This is a genomic window from Enterobacter sichuanensis (genome assembly GCF_002939185.1).
Taxonomy (GTDB): Bacteria; Pseudomonadota; Gammaproteobacteria; order Enterobacterales; family Enterobacteriaceae; genus Enterobacter; species Enterobacter sichuanensis.
Genome location: NZ_POVL01000074.1, coordinates 1 through 14831 on the forward strand (window position 1 = coordinate 1; position 14831 = coordinate 14831).

The window sequence follows — 14831 nt, forward strand, 5'->3', positions numbered from 1 at the left end:
ATTTATATACAGTATCTGGCGAGAAAGGCATTATGGACACTCTCTTTTCTTATCATCCAAACCAATACATTGAATTACCTTTATTTTTAGAGCGTGTAGCCTGTGGTTTCCCCAGTCCGGCGCAGGATTATGTGGAGGATCGTCTCGATCTTAACCGGCTGGCAGTGAGACACCCCAGTGCGACCTATTTTATCAAGGTGAGTGGAGACTCCATGATTGGCGCAGGGATTGGCGACGGCGATCTGCTGGTTGTCGACCGTTCGTTAACTGCCGGGCATGGGGATATCGTTGTGGCCTCGGTCGCCGGAGAGTTTACGGTGAAGGAGTTACAGACTCGTCCGGTTCTGCGGCTGCTGCCACATAACGTTCGCTATCAGCCCATTACCTTTCAGTCCGAAGAGGAGCTGCAGATCTTCGGCGTCGTCACCCACACCCTCAAAACGCATAAACATGTTCGCGCTGGTTGATGTAAATAGCTTTTATGCCTCCTGCGAGAAGGTGTTCCGCCCCGATCTGGAGGGGAAGCCCATCGTGGTGGTTTCCAATAACGACGGCTGCATTATTTCACTGTCGCGGGAGGCAAAGCAGTTCGGCATAAAAATGGGTGAGCCGTATTTTAAATTCAAAGAGAAGCGTTTTCCGTCACGGGTTTACGTGTTTAGTTCAAACTATGCGCTGTATGCCGATCTCAGTAGTCGGGTGATGCAGACGCTGACCGATCTCGCCCCGGCAATAGAGATTTACTCCATTGATGAGGCGTTCGTGAACGTTTCAGGGGTCAGTAACTGCCTGGCGCTGGAAGCATTCGGTCACCAGATGCGCACGCAGGTCTTTAAAAATACGGGCTTAACCGTTGGCGTCGGTATTGCCCCGACGAAAACGCTGGCAAAGCTGGCCAACTATGCAGCGAAGCGGTGGTCCGGCACTGGCGGCGTGGTCGATCTGTCGGATCGCGAGCGGCAGCGGAAACTGCTGGCAAAGGTTCCGGTTGAGGAGGTGTGGGGCGTAGGGCGGCGCATCACGAAAAAGCTTAACGCGATGGGAATAACCACGGCGCTGGAGCTGGCGGAAGCATCCTCCTGGGTCATTCGCAAACATTTTAACGTGGTGCTGGAACGTACGGCGCGCGAGCTTCGCGGTGAGCCCTGTCTTGATCTGGAGGAGTACACCCCCACGAAGCAGCAAATTATCTGTAGCCGTTCGTTTGGTCACCGTATAACCCAATACGAAGAGATGCACCAGGCGATTTGCGCCTATGCGGAACGTGCCGCAGAGAAACTGCGCGGCGAGCATCAGTATTGTCGTTTTATCAGCGTGTTTGTGCGGACCAGTCCGCATGCGGACAACGAAATTTATTATGGCAATCAGGCCTCTGTCACCCTGATGACGCCCACCAATGACTCGCGGGATATTATCCGTGCCGCCACGGAGGCGCTGGGGCGAATCTGGCTCGACGGGTATCGCTATATGAAAGCCGGGGTGATGCTGGCGGACTTTTTCAGCAGCGGCGTCGCGCAGCTTAATTTGTTTGACGATAACCGTCTGCGCGCCAACAGTGCGGCGCTGATGGAGATGATCGACAGCGTAAATCACTCCGGTAAAGGGAAGATCTGGTTTGCGGGGCAGGGTATTGAGAAAGCCTGGGCAATGAAGCGCGAGATGCTGTCACCGGCTTATACAACGCGGTACGCGGATTTGCCGGTGGCGAAGTAATAGTGGCGCTATTTCTTTTGCGTCAGCCAGGTTGCCGCGGCCGTCAGCACGCCGATCCACGGCATTTCACCCGCACCTGCCAGGAAATTATGGCGATCGATGTCATTATTTTTACGAATATCAGCAAGGCGGATAAGCGCCGTTTTCTCATCCGCGGCGCCGATCTCCTCAAACTGTTTTTCAAACCCCTGAGCGATGAGTTGCGCGGCCGCGTCGATATTTTCGCTCTCGATCGCAATCAGGTTCGTGCCTTTTTGGAAAAAACGGTAATCCTGCATATGTGCTCCAGTAAGAGGAGGTTAGGGTGAAAATACACTATGCCTTGCGGTTAAAAAAAGCACGCGATTTGCGCAAGCAACGTTTAGCTTTTCTTTACGATTTCAGGCAGTAATTGCTCAATCACGCCCACGACGCTGCGGACGCGTTGTGGAATAAAGCGCGCGTCGGGATAGACGGCATAGAGAACGCGATCGGGTAACCGCCAGCCGGGCAATACCGGCACCAGCGTGCCGGCCTGCAGTGCGCGGGCCGCAAGCGGGCGCTGCATGCCGCCGATCCCGATGCCTGCCTCCAGCGCCTGTAACAGCGCGTCGCTGGTATTGGCCCGGAAAACGGTATTCACCTTCACCTCGAGGGTTTCCTCAGCAGCAATCAGCCTCAGCGGAACATCCTGCGGGATGCCGCTAAACCGTACGTGCGGCAGCGTCGCGAGTTCGCTGACGTCGTCCACCGCCGGAAAACCGGGGGCGGCAAACAGAGCCGTTTCAATACGCGCCAGCACGCGAGCCGCATGCGCCTGCGGGGGCTCGCTGCTCAGCCGTATCGCCACATCCACACCCTCCGTCACCAGATCGGCAATCCGGTCATCAAGAGAAATCATCAGATGCAGTTCGGGATGCAGGCGTTGCAGCGTCAGTAAATGGGGCAACACAATCTGCCCCAGGCCGCTTGGCAGCTGGACGTGCACGCTGCCCTGAAACTGGTGGTCGACGGGATTGAGCCGCCTCTCCGCTTCCCGCATGGCGTCCAGCAGCAGCTGCATGTCCCGACGATAACGCTCCCCCTGCTCGGTCAGCTTCATGGTGCGCGTTGTTCGGTGCAGTAACACCACGCCGAGCTCCTGCTCAAGGGCGGCGATCTGCTGGCTAACGGCAGATTGTTTCATTCCGCTCTGGCGGGCGGCTGCAGAAAAGGATCCTGCCTGCGCGACACAGAGAAAAGTAGAAATGGCGTTGAGCTTGTTATTCATTTAATGGTTTTTCTGATAGGTGCCATCGAAGTGAGGGGATATCCGCTAAAAAAATAATATATGACACTGCATCTGTCACTCATTCTGGAGAAACACCATGAACAAAAGAGAGCAACACAACGTCGCGTTGATCGCGGGGGCCAGCGGCATTGTCGGCAGACAGCTTGTCAGGACGCTCCTGCATCATAAGTGGGAGGTGATCGGCCTCAGTCGCCACGGCGTCACCCATCCGGACGGCATTCCGATGGTGAACGTCGATTTACTGGATGCGCAGGACAGCGCCCGGGCGCTGCGCGTCCTGGATGGCATCACTCATCTCTTTTACAGCGCCTGGGCGAACGCGGCGAACTGGACGGACATGGTCGAGCCGAACGTTACAATGCTGCGTAATCTGGTCAGCACGCTTGAAAAAACGGCGCCTTTGCAGACGGTAAGCCTGATGCAGGGATACAAAGTCTACGGTGCACATCTGGGGCCGTTTAAAACCCCGGCGCGCGAAAGCGATCCCGGCGTGCCGGGGGCGGAATTTAACGCCGCGCAGCTCACCTGGCTCAGCCAGTTTCAGCGCGGGAAACGCTGGCACTGGAACGCCATCAGGCCGGGCGTGGTGGGAAGTTCAGTGCCGGGCAATACCATGAACCTTGCGCTGAGCATCGCCCTGTACGCTTCGCTGTACAAGGCTCAGGGGCTACCGCTGCGTTTTCCCGGTTCGGAACAGACCTGGCACAGTATTGTTGACCATACCGACGCCGGGCTGCTGGCCGAAGCCACCCTATGGGCCGCCACGTCACCTGCGGCACAGAATCAGGCATTCAACGTGAATAATGGCGATATCTGGCGCTGGAGCGAGCTGTGGCCGCGCATCGCTCGCTGGTTTGAGCTGGACACTGCGCCGCCGGTGAGGTTGTCATTTCGCCAGCTGTTTACGGATTATCGCGACGTCTGGCGCGAGCTTGCCGGGGAACGGCTGGTGGAAGCGGATATTCTGAAACTGAGCGACGGGCAGTTTGCCGATTTCGTCTTTAGCTGGCATTACGACATGTTCGGTGACGGGAGCAAACTCCGGCGGTCGGGCTTCACGCGAATGCAGGCGACCGATGAGATGTTTTTCAGCCTGTTCGCGCAGCTGAGAACCGCGCGGATTATTCCCTGACGCTAAGGGTTGTTGTCATCAACGATCGGCGCGTTATACTCACGTCTTGAGAATCATGTAGGGTGGGGCAGGGATATGCACGAGAGTCTAAAAATAATATCAGTCGCGCTGCCCCTCATTGCGCTTTTCATATTGTCCGGATTTTTTATCAGACGTATTCGTCAGGCAAAACGCATCATTACAGACCGCAACGGGATGAAAAAAATATCCGCTAACCCGTCAATATTTGGCGGGAATGCAGGTAAAACCTGGTTTTATGATGACCAGTTTTTATATGGGGTTAAAAATAACGCCACCCGTAAAATTGCGCTGGCGAATATCATTAAGATCGGGCCGGGGAATACCGAGATAAATAGCAGACGGGTCTGGATTGTTATTTACCGTGACGGTGCTAATGAAAAGCAGGTGCAGTTTTATAACAATCTTACCCTCTGGAATCATAACTTCACGGCTTTTCTGGCAGCGGTAAAAAGAGCCAATCCTGACGCTGTCGTGAAAGAACGCTCATTGCTCAATTTATGAAAAACAACCGCAGACGGTTTGCGGACGCCGCCCGTGGGGAGCGTCCGGAGCATCAGGGTTAAGGGCTTACTCAACCGTTAACGCATTAACCACCTCGGCCACGCTTTTCACGCTGTGAATATTTCCAATTCCCGTGCCGAGCGCGATATAGCCCTCATCGGTGTTATTTTCCAGCATGCCCAGGCGCAGGCCCCGTAAACCTCCCATCGCCTTGCCCAGCGCTTCGTTGCTTGCGCCAGCTTTATCCATCGCTGCCAGTTTTTCCGCCAGCCTGCCGGGAAGAGAGCGGTAGTAATGGGGGACGGTGCGGAAAAGCAGTAAATCGAGACCGTTGGCGGCAACAATTTTATCTTTGACCCCCTGCGGCACGCGGCTTTCTTCCGTACTGATAAACACCGAGCCGGCAAATACGCCTTCAGCGCCTAAGGTGTGCGCCGCTCTGGCGGTGCGATTATCGGTAATGCCGCCCGCCGCCATCACCGGAATATGCTTCACGGCATCGGCAATCAGCGGCACGATGGAAAAGGTGCCAAGCGCCGTGGCGGGTAACGTTCCGCCCTCATCAAAACCGGTGGCAACGATAATGTCTGCCCCCGCGTCTTCTGCGAGGCGGGTGTTTTCCGGGGTGGGGTTGATGTCGCGGTAGATAATGGCGATACCCGCCTCTTTTAGCTCGCTGAACAGCGCCGGAATAATGCTGCCTTCCCCATAGCCCGTATACACAACGGCCCTGACGCCTTCCTCTTTCACCACCTGAAGGATAGGGCCTGTCCAGACGTCGTTAACGGCCGTGGGGATCAGGTTCACGCCAAAGGGCTTTTCGGTCAGCCGCTTCGTTTTACGAATCTCTTCCCGCATTTTTTCGGCGGTCTCTTCCGGCGTGGAGACCGCGGTGTCGGCGGTTAAGCCGGCGTTGGGGCCCAGCACACCAAGCCCACCGGCATTGCTGACTGCAGCGACTAAGCGGGCGTCAGTGAGCCAGGATAGCGGTCCCTGAATAACAGGTTTTTCGATGCCAAGGATCTGACAGATACGGTTATTTTTCACAGCAGACTCTCCCTTACGTTTGAATGGAGGAGAGTGTAGGGCGCAAGATTGTTAGGAAAAATAGCCAAAAATATTCATCACTGTTATAAAATTAATAACAATAATCTTATCCTGCTTACGGCAAAAGCATCCCTTATGCAAATAAACCTCTTTGAATCCATAAGAATTTTTATTGAGATTGTCGAATCAGGGAGCCTTACCCAGGCGGCGGAGAATCTGCGGGTCCATCGCCCGGCCGTCACCAAAGCGTTGCAGCTACTGGAGCAGCACAGCGGCACGCGGCTACTGCAACGCACCACGCGTCGGATTAGCCTGACCCCGGATGGAGAAGCATTTTATCGCCGGAGTAAACCCCTGCTGGCGCAGGCGGACGAATTACTGGAATCGTTTGGCGCCGATCGGCCGATACACGGCCAGCTGCGAATCGATATGCCCATCTCGTTTGCGGCGTTGCGGGTGATACCCAACCTGCCTGATTTTTATCGCCAGCATCCCGAGATTGACATCATTCTGAGCAGCTCGGACCGCCGTCGGGATATGCTGCGGGATGGGCTGGACTGTGTGCTGCGGGTGGGCGAGCTGGACGACGGCGATTATATCGCGCGTAAAATCGGGAACATTAAAATTACGACCTGTGCCAGCCCGGCCTGGCTGGAACAACACGGTACGCCAGAAACGCTGGAGGATTTACGGAAGCATCAGGCCATCAACTGGATTAATAACAGCAGCAGACACATTCAGCCGTGGACGTTTACCACGCCAGAAGGCGTCGCGGAGATCGCGCTACCCGGTAAGCTCGTGGTGGATAACTCCGAGGCCTACATCGCGGCAGGCCTGGCCGGGCTGGGGTTAATGCAGGGGATGAACCTCTTTCTCCAGCCTTACCTTGACCGCGGCCTTCTGGTTGAAGTCCTGCCAGACTATCGCTCCCCGGATCGCAAGCTGTCACTGCTCTACCCACACCGCCATCTCTCCCGCAAGGTGCGGGTCTTTACCGAGTGGCTGGAGAGTCTGGTGTGAAAACAGCCAGCGCGTGACACAGCGCGCCAATCTGCTCCACGGCGTTCAGCAGGCGGGGTGTCGGTTCGTTTGCGCAGTTCAGCCGCAGAAAATGCGTTAATTCTGCCCCCGGGGAAAACAGGGGGCCAGGGCTGACGCCGATGCCCAGCGCCAGCGCGCGGCGATGCACCTCCAGCGCGTTGACCTGCTGAGGGAGTTCTACCCACAGCAAAAAACCGGCTGCGGGTACGTTAAGGCGCGTACCGGGTGGGAAACTGGCTTCGACTCGCGCCACGACGGCGCGTATTCCCGCTGCGATCCGGCGCTTTAGCCGGCGCAGGTGACGATCGTAGTCGCCGCTTGCCAGCACCTCACTCGTCGCGGCTTCCAGCAGCGGCGTGCCTGCCCAGTCTCCGGCCATGCGGGTCTGTAATACCTGAGTGTGGTAGCGTCCGGCGGCAATCCAGCCGATTCGCCAGCCCGGGGCAAGCGTTTTAGACAGGGAACTGCAGTAAATCACATTTCCGCTTTGGTCGAACGCCTTACAGGCAGGCGGACGTTGCCCTTCGCCGACCAGGTCTCCGTAGACATCGTCCTCTATCAAAGGAATACCTGCGCCTTCAAGCAGGGTAACCAGTTCCTGCTTGCGCGCGACGGGCATACTGGCGCCCAGCGGATTTTGCACGGTGGGTGAGGCCAGAACGGCTGCGGGACGGTGGCAGCGCATGGCGTCTGCCAGCGGTTCAAGTAACAGACCTTCAACAGGATCGGTAGGGATTTCTAAGGCCTTCAGGCCTAAATCTTCCAGCAGCAGGAGCGTGCCAAAGTAGGCGGGCTGTTCAATCGCCACAACATCCCCAGGCTGACACACTGCCCGAAGGGCCAGGCGTAGCGCCTGCGTCGCGCCCGCGGTGATAATGAGATCGTCCGCGCCGAACCGGGCTCCCCACTGCGCAGCCCGCGCGGCAATCTTACTTCGCAAATCTCCCCTTCCCGGAGGCAGGCTATAGCTCTGCCCGTGCGCGTCCAGACGACGCCCCGCGGAGTGCAACGCCCGTTGCAGTGCATCACCCGGCAGCCACGCAGGATCGGGCAGGGCGGCGCCCAGCGGGATCAGACGAGCCTCTGCACTGCTGAACAGCGACCGGGCCACGGCGGACATAGTGACAGGGACCGGGCCTGACGGGGAACGGGAGGGTTCCACGCGCGGAGGGAGACGGGTCTGATGGACGTAATAACCTGAACGCGGCCGCGCAACAATCAGCCCTTCCGCCTCGAGACAGCGAAGGGCTTCCAGCGCCGTCGGGAGGCTAACGCACTCGCGTTCGGCCAGTTTACGTGCGGAGATCATGCGGTCACCGACTTGCAATGCGCCAGAAGAGAGCGTGAGGCGCAACATCTCAGCAATACGGCGATAGTGTGGGGAGGGGGCAGACATGGGTATCTGTTCAGGCTAATTTTCGATAAAACTGACTATACAGCCAATGATGTGCGCCATCTATAGTGTCCGACATGTTCATGACAAGGAGGCATTATGCACAGCGAAAATTTCGACATTTCTTCCTATTTCAAACGCATAAACTACAGCGGACCGGCGGCTGCCGATACGGCTACCCTGCATGCCCTTATGCGTCATCAGCTCTTTTCAGTCCCGTTTGAAAATCTGGACGTGCAGGCGGGCAAAATTGTCTCGCTGGCACCAGACGAGATTGCCGATAAGGTGTTAAAGAAAGGGCGCGGCGGCTACTGCTATGAGGTGAACGGGCTTTTTGCCATGGCGCTGGAGGCGTTAGGGATACCTTACCGTTTTGTGGCGGCGCGCCCGATGTTCTACCCCGCGCGGCGTCCGAAAACCCATATGGCACTCATCACCGAGGTGGAGAGCCGTCAGTGGCTTTGCGATCTCGGGTTCGGCAGCTACGGCATCCGCACGCCAATGGCGCTTGACACGCTTGACGTGGAAATCACCCAGGATTTCGACACGTTTCGCCTGAGCCGCAGCGCGGAGGGAGAGTATCTGCTTGAGGCGAAGGTTGAGGGAGAGTGGGCCCGGCAGTACGGCTTTGATCTCACCCCTCAGGAATGGATTGACTTCGTTCCGGCCAACTACCTTAACTCCACGCACCCGGATGCCATCTTTGTGCAGAAGCGGGTGGTGGTGCAGCACAGCCCGGAGGGACGCCAGATTTTACTGGGCGATATGCTGAAAACCATTACGGCGAACGGCACTGAAACGCGGAAACTGGCGGAGGATGAAATCCGCCATGTCCTGAAAGACCGTTTTGCGCTAACCGCCGTGTAATCTGCCGGTGAAAGGTAGGGCCTCAGCGCGGTCCGTCTTCTGCGGCTTTGCGCTGAGCTCCCCGCTGTAACAGCAGGCTAAACGACGCGGGTAACACGGTCAGCGTCACCAGCGTCGCAGCCAGCAGCCCGCCGATAATGGCATAGGCCATTGGACCCCAGAAAACCTGGTGAGAGATCGGGATCATGCCCAGAATGGCGGCGCAGGCGGTCAGACAGATGGGTCTGGCCCGGTGCTCCGCCGCTGCCATAACTGCGGCATCATTTGCCATCCCCTGAGCTAGATTACTGTCAACCTCGCTAATCAATATCACCGCGTTACGTACGATCATTCCCGCGAGGGCGATGACGCCCAGCAGCGCGACAAACCCCATCGGCGTGCCGCCGGGCAGCATAGCCAGCACGATCCCCGGTAAACCAAACGGGGCCATCAGGAGCGCCAGCAGCATCCGGGAGTATCTCCGCAGCTGGAGCATCAGAAGCAACAGCATGATGACCAGCGTCACCGGAAGAACGGTAAAGACGGAGCTGTTCCCCTTATCCGATTCGGCGACCGCGCCGCCTTCTTCAATGCTGTAACCTGCGGGCAGGCTCGCGCGCAGTTTATCCACCGTCGGACGCAGCGCGGCGGATACCGCTTCAGCCTTCAGCCCCGGGGCAAGGTCGGTTTGCACCGTGATAAAGGGCACGCGCTGGCGGCGCCAGATGACCGGATCGTCCACGCCCCAGACCGGCGTCGCGACGGCGCTGAGCGGAATTTTTTTACCGTCATTCCCCTGAATCGTGAGCGAGGAGAGGGTGGCGGTGCTGTGGCGCGCGCTGTCCTCGGCCCGCAGCACCACGTCGACAAGGCGGTCATTATCCCTGACCGAGGTGATGACGCTGCCGGACCAGACGGTATTCAGCGTGCGGGCGAGGCTTTCGGACGATATTCCCGCCGCCCTGGCCGCCGTCTGATTCACCTTAAGGGTGATGACCCTTTCAGGCTCTCCGGCCGTCTGGTTAACGTCGCGTGAGAACGAAGACCGGCCAATCGCGTCCGTGAGACGGTTCGCAAACGCCCGGACCTGCAGATAATCCGGCCCGCTCACCCGGTATTTGATGGGCCAGCCGACGGGAGGCCCCAGCTCAAGGGGCGACACGCGCGTGATGATGTCGCTAAATTGCGTTGCCAGGATCGTGTTGAGCTGTGCGTGCAGACGATCCCGCGCCGCAAGATCCTTCGCGACCACAACCATCTGGGCGATATTTTCATTTTCCAGCAGCACGTCCATCGGCATGTAAAAACGGATGGCGCCTGAGCCAACGTACGTCGAAAAGCGATCGATATTGCTGTTGTCGGCCAGCGCCTTTTCCAGCTTTTCCACCTCTCTGAGCGTTTCCGGCTGCGACGCGTTGGCCGGAAGCGTCAGGCTGACCAGCAGCTCGGGCCGGTCCGAGGCGGGGAAAAACTCGCCCTGCATAAACGTCGTGCCGTACGCTGACAGCCCCAGCGCGGAAAGGGCGAGCAGCACGGTAGCGACTCGGTGACGCAATGCCAGGCGTAAAAGCCGTCCGTACCCGCGCGCGATCCTTCCGGGTTCTGCCGCGTGATGTCTGACTGTTTCCGGCAGCAGCCACGTACCCGTTAGCGGCGAAAACAAGATCGCGACAACCCAGGAGCAGAGCAGGGCAATGAGCACCACCGCAAAGAGGGAAAAACAGTATTCACCGGCGCTGGAGGCCGCAAAACCAACGGGAATAAAACCGGCAATCATTACCAGAGTACCGGTGAGCATCGGGAAGGCCGTCGTTTTGAATGCGTGGGTGGCCGCGTGCCGACGGGAATCCCCCGCTTCCAGCCGGGAGACCATCGTTTCGACGGCGATCATGGCGTCATCCACCAGCAGGCCCAGGGCGATGATCAGCGCCCCGAGCGAGATACGCTGAAGGCCAATACCTGCGAGCATCATGCCGGCAAACGTCATGGCGAGCACCAGCGGAATGGCCGTCGCCACCACCAGTCCGGCCCGTAAACCCAGCGAGACAAATGAAACCGCCAGCACGATAACAACGGCTTCGATAAGCACCCGGATAAACCCGCTTACCGCGTCACTCACCACCGCGGACTGATCGGCAACTTTCACCATCTCGATACCGTGCGGCAGCCCGGCGCTGAGGGTCGCCATTTTTGCGTTCAGCGCAGCGCCGAAACGCAGCATGTTGCCTGTCGGCGCCATCGACACCGCCAGCCCGATAGCCGGCTTGCCGTTCACCCGGTAGGCCGGAGCCGGTGGCTCGGCGATTTCACGGGTGACGGTGGCAATATCGGTCAGCGGAATATAGCGATTGTTAACGTGCAGCGTGACGGCGCGTAAGCTCTCTTCGGTGGTGAGCGCTCCGCTGACCTTTATCGCCATGTTCTCCTGCCCGGTTCGCATAACGCCAGCCGGGACAACCGCGTTTTGCGCCCGGAGGGCGTCGGCAACTTCCTGAATATCGAGCCCCATACCGGCCAGACGTGCCGGAGAAAAGGCGAGGACCCACTGCTCCTGCTGTTCGCCCAGCAGGGTGGTCTTACCCATATCCGGCAGGGACATGAGCTCGCGACGTATTGTCTCTGCGCGATCCCGCACCTCCCGCAGGGTAAAACCGTCGGGAATAAAGGCATAAATAGTGCCGAACGTGTCGTCAAACTCGTCGTCCACGGCAGGGCCCTGCACCCCGTCAGGCAGGGACGGCGCGATGTCCTGCATTTTTTTGCGAACCTGATACCAGATATCGGGCACGCTTTGCGGGGGCGTATCGTCACGGAGATTGACGTGGATAACGGTGCGTCCGGCACGGGTTTCACTTTCGAGATAATCCAGCCAGGGCGTTTCCTGCAGCTTTTTTTCAAGCGTATCGGTCAGCAGGCGGGTGGTATCCGCCACGGATGCTCCCGGCCACTGCGCGGAGACGACGGCCGTTTTAATGGTGAACGCCGGATCTTCATTACGCGGCAGCTTCTCATAGCAGAACACGCCCATCGCAATCACCAGCAGCATGAAAAAGCTGACCATCTGCTGGTTATTAAGCGCCCAGGCAGAGAGGTTAAATTTGGCTTCCGCTCCGGTACTCATGGCTGAACCTCCCCTGGCACCACCGGCTCGCCGGATCGTAATGTGCTCACGCCCGCCGTAATCACCCTGTCGCCTGGCTCAAGGCCGGAGTCAATCATAACGGAGGTGGCCGTATAGCTTGCGGGCACTACCGCGCGCAGCTGCGCCCGCGACTGTGAAGCGATCACAAAAACGGCCGGTTTGTCGCCGACGCGGGTCAGCGCCGACGCGGGAAGGGGGTACCCGGGCGGGGATGACGATGGCAACGTAACGGTGACGCTGGCGCCCAGCGCCATGGCCTCCGGTGGGTTTTGCAGGGTCGCTCTGACGCGCCAGGTGCGGGTCTGAGGGTCGGCCTGCGGGGTAATATCCCGCAGTACGGCAGAGGCCTGTACCGACGGGTCGCTGAGGAGGGAAACCCGCAACTCTGTCTTATCCAGAGGCGGAATCGCATCCGGAGTAGCAATATCAAACGCCACGTCGCGACCTTCTCCGGTCGCCAGCGTCAGCACGGACTGGCCGTCGCTGACAACCTGCCCCGCTGAGGCATTCACGGCCGTGATGACGCCCGCTTGCGGGGCGATCAGGCGCGTCCAGCCGAGGCTTTCGCGAGCATTTCGCCACGCGGCCTCGCTGCTTTTTAAGCGCGCGCGGGCGACAAGCCAGTCCGCACGGGCGCTGTCGAGCTGCGTGCGGGCTATCGCACCCGTTGGCATAAGCTTTTGCATGCGACTGACGTTAATCGCGGCGACCTGAGCAGAGGCTTTGGCACCTTCATAGTCGGCCTCAGCGCTGTCGAGCTGGTTTTTCCCGGTCGTATCGTCAAGCGTGGCCAGTAGCTGTCCGGCAGTGACCCGGTCGCCAATATCAACGCTGCGCGTCAGTACCCGGCCTCCGGTACGAAAGCTCAGGGTCGTTTCATCGTGGGCATGGATCTCACCGGTTCTTTCCAGCGCGGGAAGGGTTTGGGCGGTGCCAACGACGACGTAGCGTACCTTACGCACTGGGTCAGGTTTGTTTTCGTGTTTATCACCGCAGCCGGTCAGCGGAAAAATCGCCAGCGCAAGCAGGGCCAGGGGAAGAAAATGCAGCCAGGAAAGGGTGCGCGCCACGCCGTACAAATGATGCAGGCAGTGGCGGAGGGAGAGAAAAAATTCGTCTGACATAACGCCGCTCCATAAAGTGAATGGCGTTATTAAATGCGCGGCACGTCGAGAAAGATTCGATGTTCTGTCAAGGCTTTATCAAGAGTGGAAATTTTCATTATTGGACGGATGCCAGGGCAATACGATGCGTACGGCGAGGCCGCCCGTTTCGGGTAATGACGCGCTAATCTCACCCCCATGCGCCTGGCAAATTGCCCGCGCGATGGACAATCCGAGGCCGCTACCGCCGGAATGCCGCGCGCGGGACTGCTCCTCGCGGCTAAAGCGTTTAAACATTTCCGGTAAAAACTGGGGCGAAACGCCCGGCCCGTCATCGGTAAAGTCGAGAGTGTAACGCCCGCTGGCGTAACGCAGCGCCACATCAAGATGTCCGCCCTCGCGCCCGTAACGTAGCGCATTTTCCATGAGGATGGTAACGACCTGTCCCATACGGAACGCGTCGCCTCTGAAGGAACTGGTGCGCGGGTTACGAAGCGTAATCGTAAAATGATGCGCTTCGGCCTGCGGCATGATCCAGGCCGCCCGCTCCTGAATAAGCTCATCCAGAGAAAAGGCCTGCTCTTCCAGCACCAGATTTCCCGCGTCCGCTAACGAGAGAAGGTGAAGCTCATCGGTCAGGCGATTAAGATGCTGAAGCTGTTTCATCACCATGCCCAGCTGTGCCGGGCTGGCATCAAACACGCCGTCCAACATGCCCTGCAGACGACCAATGGCGGCCGTCAGGGGCGAGCGCAGCTCGTGCGCCATCGCGACGTGCGAGGCGCGGAGCTCTTTTTCATAGCGGGCGAGTTGCCCCGTCATGGAGTTAAAGTCGGTCGCAAAGCTGACCATTTCCGCCGGTGCATCCTTGATGAGTTCAGCCTGACGGCCAAACTGCCCGTCGGCGACATCCTTTGCCGCATCGCGAAGGCGGCTGAACTGCAGTGCCAGTGGTCGGGCGTGTTTGAGCCCCATCACCACGATAAACGGGATCATCACCAGCACCAGCAGGGCCACCGTAACCCAGTCCGCAGAGGCGATGGACGGTGTGGAATAGCTCAGGCCCCACCAGGTGTCCACAATCGAGTGGAAGCGGGCCGGATTGGCCTGCGGGTTCTGGCTGAGCGTAAGAAACTCCTGCCGGACCGCCGGTGGCATCCTGCCCATGATCCAGTAGTTCTGGACCGCATAGCGCAGCCACATGCAGGTGGCAATGACGATCACGCTGCCGATAGCCAGCGCCAGGATGCGCGCGCAAATCCAGCGCCACAGAGAGGAGTGCCGGTTTTTTATCATGGCTGTCTGAACCTGTAACCCACGCCGCGAACGTTGATCAGCACGCCGGAGATGCCCACCGCTTCGAGTTTTCTACGCAGGTTATAAATATGGGTGTCGACAACGCGCTCCAGCGCCTCGCTTTCCGGCAGACAGTGTTCCAGCAGGTACTGACGGGAAAAGGGGCGTGCGGGAGAGCGCAGCAGCGTTGCCAGAAGCGAGAATTCCGTTGGCGTAAGATCGAGCATCACGGGCGCGTCGTCGCCGTTGTCCACGCTCGCCACAATGGCGGCGACATCCACCGCCAGCGTTTGCCAGCGAAGGATCTCGTCGTCAGCCTCTTTTTT

14 protein-coding genes are annotated in these 14831 nt (G+C 58.6%); 6 read left to right on the forward strand and 8 right to left on the reverse strand.

The features are described 5' to 3' along the window. The first annotated feature begins 32 nt into the window (after nt 1-32). Both umuD and umuC read left to right on the forward strand, forming a co-directional pair. Nucleotides 33-467 (forward strand): translesion error-prone DNA polymerase V autoproteolytic subunit, encoded by a 435-nt coding sequence (gene umuD / locus C5687_RS21945; protein WP_025758584.1) that lies wholly within the window; start codon nt 33-35, stop codon nt 465-467. After that, nucleotides 451-1713, forward strand: a complete 1263-nt coding sequence (gene umuC, locus C5687_RS21950; RefSeq protein ID WP_047958415.1) for a translesion error-prone DNA polymerase V subunit UmuC — start codon at nt 451-453, stop codon at nt 1711-1713. The genes umuD and umuC overlap by 17 nt, the downstream gene beginning before the upstream one ends. A gap of 8 nt (nt 1714-1721) precedes the next feature. On the opposite strand, the gene C5687_RS21955 is transcribed toward umuC, so the two are convergent. Both C5687_RS21955 and C5687_RS21960 read right to left on the reverse strand, forming a co-directional pair. Then, nucleotides 1722-1991 carry a hypothetical protein gene (locus tag C5687_RS21955; RefSeq protein ID WP_104557924.1) on the reverse strand — a complete coding sequence of 90 codons (270 nt, stop codon included), beginning with the start codon at nt 1989-1991 and terminating at the stop codon, nt 1722-1724. A gap of 83 nt (nt 1992-2074) precedes the next feature. Next, nucleotides 2075-2962: a LysR family transcriptional regulator gene (locus C5687_RS21960; RefSeq protein ID WP_104557925.1), complete on the reverse strand. Its 888-nt coding sequence runs from the start codon at nt 2960-2962 to the stop codon at nt 2075-2077. Between the two features lie 97 nt (nt 2963-3059). Between C5687_RS21960 and C5687_RS21965 the strand changes: the two genes are divergently transcribed. Together C5687_RS21965 and C5687_RS21970 are read left to right on the forward strand one after the other, a co-directional pair. Beyond that, nucleotides 3060-4115 carry an SDR family oxidoreductase gene (locus C5687_RS21965; protein ID WP_104557929.1) on the forward strand — a complete coding sequence of 352 codons (1056 nt, stop codon included), beginning with the start codon at nt 3060-3062 and terminating at the stop codon, nt 4113-4115. Nucleotides 4116-4190: 75 nt separating this feature from the next. Then, complete coding sequence (locus C5687_RS21970; protein WP_047958418.1) at nt 4191-4637, forward strand: hypothetical protein; 447 nt, start codon at nt 4191-4193, stop codon at nt 4635-4637. A gap of 66 nt (nt 4638-4703) precedes the next feature. On the opposite strand, the gene C5687_RS21975 is transcribed toward C5687_RS21970, so the two are convergent. Then, complete coding sequence (locus C5687_RS21975) at nt 4704-5684, reverse strand: NAD(P)H-dependent flavin oxidoreductase (RefSeq protein ID WP_025758593.1); 981 nt, start codon at nt 5682-5684, stop codon at nt 4704-4706. Nucleotides 5685-5819: 135 nt separating this feature from the next. On the opposite strand from C5687_RS21975, the gene C5687_RS21980 reads away from it, so the two are divergent. Further along, the gene (locus C5687_RS21980; RefSeq protein WP_047959796.1) at nt 5820-6704 is read left to right on the forward strand and encodes a LysR family transcriptional regulator; all 885 of its coding nucleotides are present in this window, start codon (nt 5820-5822) and stop codon (nt 6702-6704) included. Here the strand turns inward: C5687_RS21980 and C5687_RS21985 are convergent. Further along, on the reverse strand, nt 6676-8121 hold the full coding sequence (locus tag C5687_RS21985; RefSeq protein WP_059385269.1) for an aminotransferase-like domain-containing protein: 1446 nt from the start codon (nt 8119-8121) through the stop codon (nt 6676-6678). The genes C5687_RS21980 and C5687_RS21985 overlap by 29 nt on opposite strands. A gap of 96 nt (nt 8122-8217) precedes the next feature. Between C5687_RS21985 and C5687_RS21990 the strand changes: the two genes are divergently transcribed. Further along, nucleotides 8218-8985 (forward strand): arylamine N-acetyltransferase family protein, encoded by a 768-nt coding sequence (locus C5687_RS21990; RefSeq protein WP_104557932.1) that lies wholly within the window; start codon nt 8218-8220, stop codon nt 8983-8985. A 22-nt stretch (nt 8986-9007) separates the two neighbouring features. On the opposite strand, the gene C5687_RS21995 is transcribed toward C5687_RS21990, so the two are convergent. The 4 genes from C5687_RS21995 to C5687_RS22010 form a co-directional block, all read right to left on the reverse strand. Continuing rightward, nucleotides 9008-12085 carry an efflux RND transporter permease subunit gene (locus tag C5687_RS21995; RefSeq protein WP_104557934.1) on the reverse strand — a complete coding sequence of 1026 codons (3078 nt, stop codon included), beginning with the start codon at nt 12083-12085 and terminating at the stop codon, nt 9008-9010. Then, nucleotides 12082-13230, reverse strand: coding sequence for an efflux RND transporter periplasmic adaptor subunit (locus C5687_RS22000; RefSeq protein ID WP_095451415.1), 1149 nt, complete (start codon nt 13228-13230; stop codon nt 12082-12084). The genes C5687_RS21995 and C5687_RS22000 overlap by 4 nt, the downstream gene beginning before the upstream one ends. Nucleotides 13231-13308: 78 nt before the next feature. Next, a complete protein-coding gene (locus tag C5687_RS22005) occupies nt 13309-14505 on the reverse strand; it encodes a sensor histidine kinase (RefSeq protein ID WP_047958424.1) in 1197 nt (398 codons plus the stop codon). Beyond that, on the reverse strand, nt 14502-14831 hold a 330-nt coding region (locus C5687_RS22010), incomplete at its 5' end, for a winged helix-turn-helix domain-containing protein (RefSeq protein WP_146086300.1). The genes C5687_RS22010 and C5687_RS22005, both read right to left, overlap by 4 nt.

Bases quoted from the DNA above. Each gene is read 5' to 3' on its own strand.
- umuD (WP_025758584.1), top strand. From the start codon at position 33: ATGGACACTCTCTTTTCTTATCATCCAAACCAATACATTGAATTACCT.
- C5687_RS21960 (WP_104557925.1), bottom strand. From the start codon at position 2,962: ATGAATAACAAGCTCAACGCCATTTCTACTTTTCTCTGTGTCGCGCAG.
- C5687_RS21985 (WP_059385269.1), bottom strand. From the start codon at position 8,121: ATGTCTGCCCCCTCCCCACACTATCGCCGTATTGCTGAGATGTTGCGC.
- C5687_RS21990 (WP_104557932.1), top strand. From the start codon at position 8,218: ATGCACAGCGAAAATTTCGACATTTCTTCCTATTTCAAACGCATAAAC.
- umuC (WP_047958415.1), top strand. From the start codon at position 451: ATGTTCGCGCTGGTTGATGTAAATAGCTTTTATGCCTCCTGCGAGAAG.
- C5687_RS22000 (WP_095451415.1), bottom strand. From the start codon at position 13,230: ATGTCAGACGAATTTTTTCTCTCCCTCCGCCACTGCCTGCATCATTTG.
- C5687_RS22005 (WP_047958424.1), bottom strand. From the start codon at position 14,505: ATGATAAAAAACCGGCACTCCTCTCTGTGGCGCTGGATTTGCGCGCGC.
- C5687_RS21995 (WP_104557934.1), bottom strand. From the start codon at position 12,085: ATGAGTACCGGAGCGGAAGCCAAATTTAACCTCTCTGCCTGGGCGCTT.
- C5687_RS21965 (WP_104557929.1), top strand. From the start codon at position 3,060: ATGAACAAAAGAGAGCAACACAACGTCGCGTTGATCGCGGGGGCCAGC.
- C5687_RS21955 (WP_104557924.1), bottom strand. From the start codon at position 1,991: ATGCAGGATTACCGTTTTTTCCAAAAAGGCACGAACCTGATTGCGATC.
- C5687_RS21980 (WP_047959796.1), top strand. From the start codon at position 5,820: ATGCAAATAAACCTCTTTGAATCCATAAGAATTTTTATTGAGATTGTC.
- C5687_RS21970 (WP_047958418.1), top strand. From the start codon at position 4,191: ATGCACGAGAGTCTAAAAATAATATCAGTCGCGCTGCCCCTCATTGCG.